Source organism: Rubritalea tangerina, assembly GCF_042683245.1.
GTDB lineage: Bacteria > Verrucomicrobiota > Verrucomicrobiia > Verrucomicrobiales > Akkermansiaceae > Rubritalea > Rubritalea tangerina.
Genome location: NZ_JBHUJB010000045.1, coordinates 1 through 13,745, shown reverse-complemented (window position 1 = coordinate 13,745; position 13,745 = coordinate 1). Strand labels below are relative to the sequence as shown.

At 47.7% G+C, this 13,745-nt stretch carries 8 protein-coding genes; 6 read left to right on the top strand and 2 right to left on the bottom strand.

The window, feature by feature from the left end; genetic code table 11:
• Positions 1-230: 230 nt before the first annotated feature.
• Genes ACFSW8_RS10865 through ACFSW8_RS10850 form a run of 4 tightly spaced genes read left to right on the top strand, consistent with a single transcriptional unit; the run spans position 231 to position 10,797 of the window.
• Positions 231-4,184, top strand: coding sequence for a PA14 domain-containing protein (locus ACFSW8_RS10865; protein ID WP_377088764.1), 3,954 nt, complete (start codon positions 231-233; stop codon positions 4,182-4,184).
• A 22-nt stretch (positions 4,185-4,206) separates the two neighbouring features.
• Positions 4,207-5,157 carry a HEAT repeat domain-containing protein gene (locus ACFSW8_RS10860; protein WP_377088765.1) on the top strand — a complete coding sequence of 317 codons (951 nt, stop codon included), beginning with the start codon at positions 4,207-4,209 and terminating at the stop codon, positions 5,155-5,157.
• A gap of 5 nt (positions 5,158-5,162) precedes the next feature.
• On the top strand, positions 5,163-10,313 hold the full coding sequence (locus ACFSW8_RS10855) for an RHS repeat domain-containing protein (protein WP_377088766.1): 5,151 nt from the start codon (positions 5,163-5,165) through the stop codon (positions 10,311-10,313).
• Positions 10,314-10,356: 43 nt separating this feature from the next.
• The gene (locus ACFSW8_RS10850) at positions 10,357-10,797 is read left to right on the top strand and encodes a hypothetical protein (protein WP_377088767.1); all 441 of its coding nucleotides are present in this window, start codon (positions 10,357-10,359) and stop codon (positions 10,795-10,797) included.
• A gap of 364 nt (positions 10,798-11,161) precedes the next feature.
• On the opposite strand, the gene ACFSW8_RS10845 is transcribed toward ACFSW8_RS10850, so the two are convergent.
• Together ACFSW8_RS10845 and ACFSW8_RS10840 are read right to left on the bottom strand one after the other, a co-directional pair.
• Positions 11,162-11,431 (bottom strand): hypothetical protein, encoded by a 270-nt coding sequence (locus tag ACFSW8_RS10845; protein ID WP_377178224.1) that lies wholly within the window; start codon positions 11,429-11,431, stop codon positions 11,162-11,164.
• Positions 11,432-11,530: 99 nt separating this feature from the next.
• On the bottom strand, positions 11,531-11,989 hold the full coding sequence (locus tag ACFSW8_RS10840; protein WP_377178222.1) for a hypothetical protein: 459 nt from the start codon (positions 11,987-11,989) through the stop codon (positions 11,531-11,533).
• 57 nt (positions 11,990-12,046) lie between these two features.
• On the opposite strand from ACFSW8_RS10840, the gene ACFSW8_RS10835 reads away from it, so the two are divergent.
• Positions 12,047-12,322: a hypothetical protein gene (locus tag ACFSW8_RS10835; protein WP_377178220.1), complete on the top strand. Its 276-nt coding sequence runs from the start codon at positions 12,047-12,049 to the stop codon at positions 12,320-12,322.
• 64 nt (positions 12,323-12,386) lie between these two features.
• Complete coding sequence (locus ACFSW8_RS10830) at positions 12,387-13,457, top strand: transposase (RefSeq protein WP_377088771.1); 1,071 nt, start codon at positions 12,387-12,389, stop codon at positions 13,455-13,457.
• The last annotated feature ends 288 nt before the right edge of the window (positions 13,458-13,745 follow it).

Here is a 13,745-nt window from a genome sequence, read left to right as displayed (position 1 = left end):
AAAACCTTTAGAGAAATCCCGCATAGAGGGGCTACACGAAAAACCGCTTAAGTCCGTGCCATTCCTGTCAGACAATGTGTTAGGGGTGGTTTGTAAGTTGTTTATATTTAGTTTGTTTTGGGTTGTTGGGGTTTTGTATGTGATGAGGTGTTAAATCATTACATTTATTTTTTTAGGTTGATTTGTTGAGGGGCGATGTGGTCTATCGTGCGTCAAAGTTTTTAGTTTTTATGAAGTGTCACTCTCATCAGCTATTGCGTAGTCTATCGGGTATAGGTCTCGCCGCGTCAGCCATACAAGCAGCCGAAACCGGAAAGCTCAGTTATGAGGTCTGGAATAATGTCGAAGGATCAAAGGTAGAAGATCTCGTGGTGCTAGATGCATTTCACGGAGGGGCAGATGAGAAATTACTCATCGCAGGAAGTGAGGCTCCAAGTAATCGAGGAGATGCATTTGGCGCTAGGATGAGGGGGTATATCATTGCTCCAGTAACAGGAGATTACACTTTTTGGGAATCAGGAGATGACCAAGCTGAATTATGGTTATCTGAAGACGATAAGAAGGCTAATATCAAAAAGGTTGCTTACCACAATGGCTGGACAGGTAAGCAATCATGGGACGAGAAAGCGACACAGAAGTCTGAACCTGTGAGGCTGATAGCTGGGCAGAAGTATTACATTGAATTACGTCACAAGGAGAGCGGGGGAGCTGATCATCTAGCATTGGCATGGGCGTATAATGAAGTTTCCGATAGCATCAATTTGACTCAGCTAGAGGGAGCTGTCGCCAGCCAAATCAATACAGAGGATCAAGGAGTTGCTTCTGCTGCGATTGATGGAAATACGGGTGGTGATGATGCCAATGGGGATGTGGTGGCACACACCCTGAATACTGAAAATGCATGGTGGCAAGTTGATCTAGCAGCGACTCATTCAGTGGATCGTATTGTCGTATGGAACCGCAAAACTTGGCAGAAACGCTTATCAAATTTTCGCGTTAGCCTTCTGGATGTGTCCGGTAAGGTGGTAATGAGCCGTGATTTCCATACTGATGGAGAGAGCTATGTGGGAGAGAAGTTAGATTGGTGCCTCTGTGGGGCTGTCAATGCGAAGGCTGTGAGAATTGAGCGCCTAGGGAAGAGTGTCGCGGGTTCACGCAGACAAGTTCTAGCTTTGGCAGAGGTTGAAGTATTCGGTACAGAGGCTGCTCAACCAGAGATAAATCTTACCCAGAATGAAGGTGTCGTAGCGACTCAATCATCAGACAAGAAGGCAGAATGGGGAGCGGGTGGAGCCATTGATGGTAATACGAGTGGGGTGGATAGTGCTGGTGATGGACTTGCACAAACCAACAATATTGCGGGCTCATGGTGGCAAGTCGACTTGGGTAAGCAAAGCACACTCAATCGTATTGTTCTATGGAACCGTCATGTTTGGAGAAACCGCTTAGCGCAATTTAGAATTAGTCTGATAGATAAGAATGGAGTGGTTGTAGGCTCTGAAGACTTCCATACTGATGGTACGCATGTAGGAGAGAGCATGTCTTGGGAGTTAGACGTCCCAGTTGCAGCGCAAGTGGTGAGGGTTGAAAAGATTGGGGCAAGTCCGTCCTCCTCTGGACAGCATGTGATTTCTTTAGCTGAGGTAGAAGTTTTTGGGTATGAGGATCGTTTGGAGCTCTCTGAACGACAACTTATCCCTACTGCGCAATTGGAGGCATATACTCCAGAGCCAGATGACCTGGACGATGATGATTTGAATGATGCCTGGGAACTCACCTATGGTTTTGATACGGCAACGTGGCAATCAGGTGACTTCGCTTATTCTGCTGATCCCGACCGAGATTATATTAGCAATGGTGAGGAGGCAAAGCTCGGCTTAAACCCATTTCAGGCCGACAGCTTAGTAGGTTATTTGACACGAGAACGTCGTTGGGATGTGCCTCATTATTCGTTGCGTGAAGCTGAAGCGCAGTCAGACAAAGTTTACGAGCCTGCAGAGGAGGTTGTCTTTGTTGAGGAATCAAACACCGGTCAGTATGCTCAGAATAGTCTTTCTCAGAAGCTTAGAGGATACATCACTGCCCCAGAAACTGGCAGCTACCGCTTCTGGGTGAGTTCAACCAATGCTTCCCAGCTCTATCTCTCTACGAACGAGCAAAAGTACCACAAACAGCTTCTTGCTGAAATGGGCCCTGAAGTCGGCACAGGCCACGGCATTGGTTTCAACGCTAACAATAAGTGGGATCAGTTTGTCACCCAGATGTCAGAAGAACTGTATCTTGTGGCAGGTCAGAAATATTACCTTGAGCTCAAGCATCAACATGGGCATGGCCCCTACTCACATGCCAGCATAGCGTGGGCTCGACCTGGGCAGGAGCGTGAAGAAATTCCATCTGAATTCCTCTCTACTTACCATCATATTGAAGAAGACAATGACGACGACAGCCTTCCGGACGCATGGGAAAGCGCCCACGGTCTCGATGCCTTGGACAACGGTCTGCTTGACCGTTTTGGGCAAGGTGAGAACGGTGACTTTGACGGTGATGGTCTCAATAACCGTGCTGAATATTTAGCAGGTACTGATCCGAATAATGCCGACACTGATGGAGACGGGATCTCTGACGGTGATGAGGTGTATGTGTATGGCACTAATCCCCTTGTAGCAGACGCTTCAGATGAGCAGGTGGTTGCCACAGTAGATGTTGAGACCTTCCACGGGGCTGATTACGAATGGAGCTTTGTGGATGGTGGTTTACTTTCAAATACTTTTAGAGGAGCAATTTCGTGGGACTTCACCGTGCCCCAAAGCGGTGCCTGTGTGTTACAAGTGGAAACTCGTCTGCGAGGCACTGTGTACGCCAATGAAAAGGTGTATGTGAATGCCTTCATCGACGGGGAGTTTGTTGGTCGTTATGCGCTCCAATACGGAGCGAGCCATCATGCTATTATGCGTGTGCTAAGCCCTCACCTCTCAGCAGGTCAGCACACGCTCACACTTGACATCGATAACTTATTTGGACGGCGTATTGTCCAGATAGATAGCATTACAGTGCGTGAACCCTCTGGAATTGATCAGGATGGTGATGGGATTGCTGATTGGGTAGAAGCTCAACTTGCAGAGGCAGACTTCATGAAGCCTGCTGCTACGGTCTCTAGAACTTCTCCTTTTTTTATCGAGGGAGGAGCCCGGATGCTGGATCAGCTAAGTGTGAATGGACAAAGTGCAGAGCGCGGCGTCGATGCGAACCACTGGTATAGTAATTTGCCTCTCAACTCAGGGGAAGACACTGGCTACACAGTCTCTTTTGCCAATGGCCAGGAAGTGAGTGGTGAGGTATTTTGGTGGGCTACAAACATTCTGGATAATGAGAGTTTGAGTATTCGTCAAGGTGACACCCTGCGTCTAGGAGCATGGGTTGGAAATGGTCCGGGGGCTAACACGGAACACCCGAATAAACGCCAGAGTGTAGGCAATGGTGTGGTAGCGACGATCTCAATTGAAGGGCAGAATCATATTCTTCATAACAGTAAGGATGTGCTTTTGTACGAGTTTAATACTCCTGGAATCTATCAGGTTGGGGTTGTGCATGTGTCGGGGCAAACTGGAACACTGACTGTAGAAGTCGTGGGTGCCGAGCTTCCTGAAGCAACGACTCTTGTGCAAAATGATGTGAGTTATCTCACACTTGAAGATGCCGATGTGGATCGCGACCTCTTTTTTGAGACTGGCAAAGGGCTTCACTTGAGTGCATTTGAGAGTGTCGATGAAGATACTTACAAGTTGCGACTCGACCCCGCTGAGGGGGGGCATTTCGGTCTCGCTGCTCGCTTATGGGAAGATGGTCCGATCCTCGATGTGGCTCCTATCACAGCGGTTACTCTGAGTGATGCTTTACAGAATGGCTTGAGCAATGGGGTGAGTTCAGAGGATTTCCCTGGCTACTATGTTCTTACCACACCGATGGTGGTGCAAGACCTACCAGAAGGGGGCAAGGTTGTGGTGACTATTTTCCGCTCTGGTGTGAGCTTCCTTGATGGGTCTTCCCAGAAGACCTTCACCGCCGCAGATGTCAGAGATGAAATCATCTACCTTCAGTTCCTTGTGCCCAATGGACAGAATGGAGGTTACTGCCATTACATCGATGTTTACGATGAGAATGGAGACAAGATTGGTCGTCGATAAGTTCTAATTGAGTGATTCTGTTATGTCTACGAGAGCCTTACTTATAGGTTTGCTAGCGATGCTGGTCTTAGTTGGTGGATTCATCGGCTGGACGGTACATTCGTCCGAGGATGTCAGCTCAAAAGCACCTTTGGCAGAGAAGCCGAGACCGAGCGCACGCGCTTCAGTGAGCCGTCCACCAAAGTTGGTTGTTTCAGATCGATTGAAGGCTCTCGCTGATGATGGCAAGCGGGACCATTTGCGACTCGAGATTGCGCGCAGTATCGACACCGATTTGAACGAGGCTGAAATCGATTATCTCTTTGGCATCTTAAAAAGAGATCCAGCTCATCACGCACGTGAGGATTGGTGGGTGGTGATGAATGAAATCATGGAGCAGATGCGAAAGAAGAACGTGGCTCCCGCTCGCTATTCGCAGGAATTGCTCTCCTTGATGAATGATCCAGGCCAGCCAGAGGTCGTGCGCGATTACTGCGCTCAGCATTTGGCGCTCTGGGTCACGCCTCAAAATGGGGGAGGGCATGGGGTGGCTCAGGAGGAATGTCGTCAAGTGCTCGACGCGCTCGCAGCGTTGATTGTGGACCCCTCACTAGCGCATAGCTCGATTCCAGGCACAGCCATGATGGCGCTGACGGCTGCGGACAAGACAATCGCTGCCGAACTCATCGACCCTGCATGGCAAAAGGTCGATCCAGTCATGAGCTCTATGCTGGAAGGAAAGACGCCAGCGCCTCTGGCTTTAAAAACCACCATTATCCAGTCTCTAGCTCTCCAAGGTAGTGCCAAGCACCTGCCTCTCATCCAACAGATGGCTCGCGATCATGCGATAGACCCGTCTTTACGACTTTCATCCATAGCAGCTCTCGGGGTTTACGCAGCCCCAGAAGATAGAGCGTACCTCACCGAGCTTGCTGAGAGCTCTACAAAATTTCGTTATGCAGCTCAGGCTGCTCTTAAAAAAATTAATCAATAGTCTAAATGAAGTTATTTCTTAATTCTACGCACCTTGTTCGCCCATCAGCTGTGATGGCTTTGGGGATCTCCTTGTTTGCAGTAAGTAGTCAGCAGTTGGGCGCTGTGAACCCCAAGTATGATCCTACTGAAGAAGTTTGTCCTGAGTGTGAAGAGGATGGAGACAGCACGTCTTCTCCGACTAAACTCAATACAGGAAGCCTCCATTGGAAGCTCAAGGTCGGGATGTCGAACCTCAGGAAAGATGGTAGCTTTCATGATATGGCGAGGTTTGAAGTGGCAGCGGGTAGCCGTGGCTCGGGTGACAAGTCATTTTCGGCCATGTATCGAGAGCGCTTTAACGACAATGCGATTGGTCGTACACCCGTCTATTTAGAGATTGATGCATACAACTTACAAAATGATCTTTCAGACCCGAAGCATCTTGAGCCTCATGGCACAGGCGATGCAGAAGTGATCGAAAAGGACGGTTTTGTTAACCAGATTGTTAGCGACAACGCATTCACCCATGTCGAAAAGCTTAGCAATGGCTTTAGGGTGATGGTTTGGAATAAATCTGACATTACTTTGGTGAAATCTGGAGCTCTTTATGTGGCTCCTGATCCAGCGGAGGTAGTGCCAGTGCAGGATATTACCTTTACTAAACCAGAGATTACTTCTGGCACCCGGGTGCTCACCATCGTGACGAAGGAGAACTTTGGCACGAACGGGCAACTCGTACGTACTGACGTGGTCACGGAGGATCCAGCCAGTGACACTCTCACCAAGAAAACCTATGACGGAGAGGGTTCTGGTGGCACGCTTCTGCGTAAAGAGCATCTCATTTATACGAACCGCGGTGCAAAAGCGTGGGATTATACTGTAGAGCGCACGGTAGAAGAAGCCTCCCTGAATGCGGACGGCACCCATGGAGGCCTCATCACGGTAAGCCATAAGAAAGAAACATACCGAGACTTCACACCACCTAATACGCACACGGTATTTGGTGTACCTGGCACAAGTGGGGATAAAAATGGCGGTAAAGTAGGTTATAAGCGCCTTGTGGAGGAAGTGATCGATCCCGATGGCTCAGCCTTAACCACCACGACAACGTATTATGAAGGCACGGGGAATGATTATCTTGATCGACGGGTGAAGTCAATCGTGCGCCCAGATGGATCATGGGAGTACTACGAATATAATGATTCTAATGGCTCGCCCTCATCGACTACCAAGAAATACAGCTCATGGTTGAACGTCCCGATTACTAGCTACCAGAATGCAAAACTTGAGGAGACTCTGGTTGCTAAGAACGAAGTGGTAGTGACGACGAGTGTTGCTGGAGTGCAGGTCTCCAAGAAGAAGACGCAAAGAATTTTCAATAGCAACGGTGAGAGTGAAGTCACTCAGAGCCGTTGGACAGGCAGTGAATGGGCTGAGCAAGTTTCTTGCTATTATCCAGATGGTGCAGCCGAGTTATTAGCTGGCCGCCGTAAGTGGGTGCAGCATGAGGATGGCACCTTCACGCATTACGAGTATGCCACAACGAATGGCAACTTAGTCATTTCAGAGATAAAGGGTGCAGGTAGCTCTGCTGGAATCACTTCAGGAACAAAGGTAACGACCACTTACACCGAATCCTACCAAGCGATTGCCGAAGAAGTGCGCGATGTTGCCAGCAACCTTGTGCTATCGACTAAAGAAGCGGTCTTGAGCTATGGGATGGACGCGATTGGTCGCCCGATCAAGTGGGTCTACAATAACAACATTAATGATTTTAGTATCTCCCAGTATGGTTGCTGTGGGCTTGAGTTGACGCGTGATAGGTCTGGAGCGACTCGCAGTTACCAGCGAGACACGCTTAAGCGAGTCTTTAGGATTACAGACAAGCGATCTAGCACTGGGGAAGCGGTTCACACCACCACAAGCATTTCAGGAAATGCGAGCAATGATCTCATCACTCTTGTTCAGCGTTCTTCCGTAGATGGGACCCAATTGGTGTCTGAAACCACACAATCACTAGACCGATTGAGCTACACCATGAAGAGCCCCGATGCCGATGGCGATGGCAATCCTGAGGTGACCACGCGTGTCATTGCGCATCAGGCGGGCACAGGCTCAAAAACCACGGTGACAGCCCCAGACGGGGGAGTGAGTATCACTGATACTTATTTAGATAACCGCACTCAGAAAGTAAGCGGCTCAGCTGTTACAGGAAGCCCTCTGGTCTTCCATTCCTACTCCTACGGTACCCATACTCTCAATGGTGGAGGACTCTACACGAGTAATAATCCGGCGAATGGTGGGGGCACAAAGACCTATCGAGATCAGCTTGGGCGCACGATCCGAACTGAATACACGGGTGGGGCTTATGCATCGACTGCTTACTATCCACAAACCGCAGCGGCAGGCTCCAAAGGCAAAGTACACACGGTACGCGATGCAGATGAAACTGCTCTAGCTGGTTCAGGCTCCTTGGTTTCGTACGGGTATAACGCCCGAGGTGAACGCACTAGCTCCACAACACAGTTGAGTAATAGCCAGCAGATGGTCACGACCACCGAGCATGATGATGTCAACGATCCTGATCTAGGGGTTGCGCATCGCTATCGTACTTGGGTCAATGGCGTCCTGACTAACACCACACTGCAGTCAGCGGATGGATACAAGAGCAAGAGCACCACGCTTGCTGGCACGAGCACCTCAGAGAGGTCTGTCCCTGTGGATGGTGCTTGGACTGTCACGAGTACAGCAGCCAATGGAGCATTCAGCATCCAGACCTACACCGATGGTCTCATGGTGAAGTCAGCAACTTACGCCGCAGGCGCAACCAATCTGAACACTGAACACTTAACTCTGAATACTGCGTCTCATGACGCCTTTGGGCGCGTGCTCACCGCGACGGATGCTCGTACAGGGACGGTGACTTACAACGGCTATAACGAAAATGGCTCAGTACAGAGCATGACTGATGCTGGTAATCGTACTACCGCGTATACGTATGACGTGATGGGCAGGACAACGAAAGTGGATGCTCCTGATACCACCACCGTGGAAAATGGATCCAACGTCACGTTGGCTAATATTACACAGACAAGTTACTACCTCACTGGACAGGTAGCAGCTACCTGGGGGGATCAAACTTATAGTCGACTCAATCTATACGATAATCAAAACCGTCTTGTTGAGCTGCGTACATACCAAGATCTCGCTCACGGTACTGAGCCGACGGTGGCAACAACAGGGTACGCCTCGACGAAATGGAACTACAACGCCCAACGGGGCTGGCTCGATAATAAGCGCTACGATGACAACAAAGGCACCGACTACACTTACACCAATGCCGGGCGTCTCAAGACGCGTGAGTGGTCACGCACTTTGTCCGACGGCACTACTAAGGTGACAACTACCTACGGCTATGACCAAGGGCAGATGGTTTCGACGAGCTATAATGATGGCGTCACTCAGGACGTAGTCTACGCATACGACAACTTTGGTCGACCGACGACTGTGACACAAGGCTCCGGTGCGACATCCAACCAGCATGCTTATGTGTATGAGCCCGTAACACTCGTGCTCGATAAGGAAGTGATCTCTTATGGCAATGGGCTCTCCAGGACCTTGGATCGCTCACAGGATAGTCTGCTGCGGCCCACTGGCTTTCAGTTAATGAATGGAACGACTGAGGAGCACGCTACGAGCTACGGTTATGATGCAGCCGGGCGTCTGGCAGGTGTGCACGCAGGCGCAACTTACCCGGCAGCCCCTGCGGCAGCTGACTTCACCTACGGCTATCTGGAAAACAGTGGCAGCTTAGTGGAAAGTGTGACAGGTCCGGCGCACACGGTGACGAACAGCTATGAGGCGACACGCAATGTGCTCGATGTGAAGAGCAATGCCACGAATGGCGCAATACCAAGCGTGATTAGTGCCTTCGATTACACCGTCAGCGCTCTCGGTCAGCGTGAGGATGTGGCCCGTTCTGGCAGTGCCTTCAGCTCCGCACACACGGAAAGCTGGAACTACAATGCCAAAGGTGAGGTTGTTACCGCTGATCACTCAACGAACAACGCCTTTGACCGTGCATACCAGTTCGACGGCATCGGCAATCGCAAGAAGTCAGCCGACAGCTTGACGCTGCCAGCAACTGACAACTACACAGCGAATGCTCTCAACCAGCTTGAAGCAGCCAATGGTGCAACAAGAGTTCACGACGAAGACGGCAACCTCACAGACGATGGTGAAAAACTGTATGTTTGGGATGCGGAGAACCGCTTGATTGAGATCAAGAATAAGTCCGATAACTCAACAGTGGCGACTTATGCTTATGACTACCATTCACGTCGAATCACAAAGACAGTTGGTTCTGCTGTCACAAACTTCATATATGATCGTTGGAACCCAATCGCAGTATTTACTGGCACAACTCTAGGCACGTCCTACACTTGGGGGACGGATCTTTCGGGTAGAATGCAAGATGCTGGTGGTGTAGGAGGTTTGTTAGCTGTCAATGACGGTTCAGCTACTTACTACCCAACCTACGATGGCAACGGGAATGTGTCTGAATATGTAGATGCAACAGGAGCCTCAGTAGCTCACTACGAATATGATGCATTCGGGCAGGTTACAGCTTCTGGAACGATGAAAGATGACTTCACTCACCAGTTCTCAACGAAGCAGTTAGATAGTGAAAGTGGGTTGCATTATTACGGTTACAGGTTCTATGATTCAGTAAACGGACGTTGGCTTGGGCGAGATGCTATCCAAGAAGAGGGGGGGTATAATCTGTATGCATTTGTTGATAACGACGTGTTCAATGAATATGACATCATTGGTCTTTGTACACCGGGTCACAAACGCCTAGATAGTGCTGTTATTGATGTGATCAGTAAAGAAGAGCAGGACTCTATAGATGATTTACTAAAGAAAATTGGAAAGCGTTTTGCTCGTATAGGTAGCTCTTTGGCATATATTTATACGGCAGATATCGAAATAGAATGGTCCAAGTGTGTTTGTAAAAAATTTCTATTTTGGAGTTGGTATGGATGGGAATCTCAAGAAGATTATGATGAAAGTATGCCGTCACTTCATGCGACCAAAGCTAAGGCTCGGAAAGCCGCTGAAAACTATTTGGAAAATGTAATTAAACCTAAATTTGATGTTATAGATGAAGAGTAATGTATTAGGATGCTTGGTAGCTTTGCTATCTATGCAATTGACAATGGCTGAAGAAGGTAAACATGATGTTATAGCAGCAGAACTCGATAGGGTTTATTCAAAGTCCACAATCATTCAGCAAAACCTACATCGAGGGTCTCCTTTTCGAACTGAAAGAAGAAAAAGGGAGTTTACGCAGCTTTTGTTTGGGATGTACTTGTGCATTGGTAGCGAGACTTTTAGTAGCTTGATTGGGAAAATGAGCCTTTCTCGTCTAGAATATGAAGGAGTAGAAGACCCATTAGGGTGGGAGGATTATTTAAAAGCCAAAGGCAGTATTTCTGTAAAAGGTTCGTATATGTATATTTCTGTTCCCTCAAGCGGCATCTTAAATTCTCAAATTATTAATTCTGAGTTAGTGAAAATAGTTGATAATAAAAGCTATTATAACGAGCTTCGGAAATTTAAAGCTCTAATGATAGAGGCAAGTAAGCCAACCAACTAGGGGGGTGAAAAAAAACTAGATGCTAGACAACTCTCAACCTTCCCTCCCCCCCAAAAAAAAACTAACTAAGGCTTACCCATCATCTAAGTGATCATCAACTATCGGAAATAGGATCACTACCTTTTCAACCCACCATTAAATTGGTGGGTTTTTTATTGGGTTGGGTAACTGTACGGTGTCTGTAAATGGCTCCAGAATGGCTGACAATTGATTGGTGGTTTAATTGTTAGTCCGATGTCGGTTTTAGTGGTGTGACGTTATGTGGTGGATTCTTGAGCGATTTGTAATTCCTAAAAAAAGCACCGTACCCAGTAGATGGATACGGTGCCTGTTACAAGATAGTCTACTTGATTATGGGGGATGACTATCCAGAAATATGATTGTTAATTAAGTCTAAAACTTCTTTGAAGGATCTAGGTTTCTTATTTTTGTTGCTTGGATCTTCCAAAAACGATTTTGGATACACTTCGTGATTGATTAACCCAGTATATGCCCTGCTACTAACTGACGTAATGCCGTCCATTTTGGTTAACTCAACACGCACAGTGAGTTGGTCGGATGCTGTGTGATCTACGTAAAAATCAATGATATCCGAGATTTTTTGGTCTAGTTCTTCTCTAAATTGTTTCTTCATAAAATTGAAAATCCTCCAAGTAAAGTTGCTGTGTAGATACCTAACTGGAACACACCGATCCCCAAGATCATGAGAACTAGCAGTAGAATGAGATCACTTTTATCCATCTGCGTTACCTTCCTTGATTGTTGATAAATGGGCTTCGATCAGTTCAGAAACTACTGCTATATAGGGTTCTGCATCTTTGTCTGGATGGTACTCATGCCAAGTTTGGAAATCTTCTAAAACAGGGTTAAATACGTCTTCCATATTTTTGATCCAATTGAAGCACTCGACATGGGAATTATCAAAAGGGTCAATATACTTGGGTAATTTTACCGTTGGTGTCGCGAGTGGTTCAAATTGTTCAGCTATGATTTTGCTGAGCTGTACCATAATCCCTCTAGCTGCCTGTTCAGTAGAAATGGAGTCCTCGAAACCACAGTCACTACGTACAAATTTTGAGATGACTTTATTGAGTTTGGTAATGATCTTTTCAGCAACATCTGGGTTCGACCAAAGGAAGTGTTGGGTAACGTTTTCTAGGTGTGCAGGGTCTTCATAATCAAGTTTCTTCATGTAATTAATTAGACCTACGTGACCTCAAAAATTGATGATTTTCGGATAAATAATTACATGCTCTACACCATCAAATGGACAAAAAGTAAGTCCGACACCTACACGTCAGAGTGTGGAACCATCACAGTCTCAAAAGTGGATGAATCCTTTAAATTGGTGGATTCTATCGAAGGTGACAAACTCCAATATCGATCACTGACTGATGCTATGGATGATGGTGGTACTAGGTACCTAACTACTCAAATGGGTAACTTTGCACCATTTTTGGATGTGATGAAAAAGAACGGTGAATTGAAGTTAGTTCATCAAATAGATGATGGTTTCAGCAATTAAAAAGACAGACAATATCTAGAAGAAGCATGTTGATGTAAGTCCCTCGTTGTGATATTTTTATTCTATGTCTAAAGCGCGTTTACTAGCCCCCTGGGTAGGCGATGATACAGATCGTTCTGCTATTTACCATGTCGTGTCTCGTATTGTGGGACGCGACTTTTTATTGGATGCTCGCTGTAAGGAACAATTCGTGCGTTACATGCGGATGTATGAAGCATTTTGCGGTGTGCGTGTGTTGACCTACTGCATCATGACCAACCACTTCCACATTCTTGTGGAGATACCACCCAAGTGTGATCGACACTTGAGTGATGAGGTCCTTATTGAACGTTTGGAAGTTCTCTATTCAAAGGAATATGTGGATCAGGTGCGCTTGCATTTAGAGTTGTTAGCAAAGGCGACCCACCCTGAAGGCCGAGCTGCCCACGCTGAACTCAGAGAGCGCTTCACGCGGCGCATGTGGGACCTTGGTCTTTTCATGAAGACTCTGAAGCAACGCTTTTCTTCTTGGTACAATAAGAAGCATGGAAGGCTTGGAACTTTATGGGAGGCACGCTATAAAAGTGTGCTCGTAGAAAATGGCTATGCGGCGCGTACAATGGCCGCTTATATCGAACTCAACCCAGTGCGGGCGGGCATGGTCGAAGACCCAAAAGCATACCGTTGGTGTGGCTATGCAGAAGCGGTGGCAGGTGGTCAACTAGCGCGCAATGGTCTGATGCGCATTCTCTCTGAGCTTGATAGTGACACAGCTGTGGATGGCTGGAGTGAAGCCCGTGATATCACCAAATACGACTGGCGCAACGTAGCTCAGAGGTATCGCCTGATCCTCTTTGAAGACGGAGCCAGCTATGATGAGAGAGCTGAAATCGCCCAACAGCAGCGCCGAGGCTTCAGTGAAGCGCAGTGGAAGAAAGAACAGGAGCGGGAGGGCAAACTGAGTATCGCTGAGATTGCGCGCTGCCAGTCGCGGTATTTCGTGGAAGGAGCCGTACTTGGAAGCCGTGAATGGGTGAATGAAGTGATCGAGGGAATCAAAGGCGATTTCTTAAGTGAGAGTCGCAAAGCCCTCTCGAGTAAAATGCGAGGGGCGCTCGATGGCTGCGGCTTGTGGTCGATGCGAAAACTCGAGTGAACTATCGCTGGGGGAATCGATGCGGTGTGCTTAGTTAGGATTGTCTATCAATTCAGATTTAGGTGTGTACTTGGCTAATACTGTTCTGTGTTTTTATTGGTAAATCTGGAGAGAGGGTGTCCTGATTTGGCATTTTTAGGTGAGAAGGGGTTGGTGTAGATTGAGTGGTAGGAAAACTGGGTAGATGTTGGATGATTTTTATTGCTAGCTACAAAAATTGTCTGTCTCGAATGGCACGGACTTAAGCGGTTTTTCGTGTAGCCCCTCTATGCGGGATTTCTCTAAAGG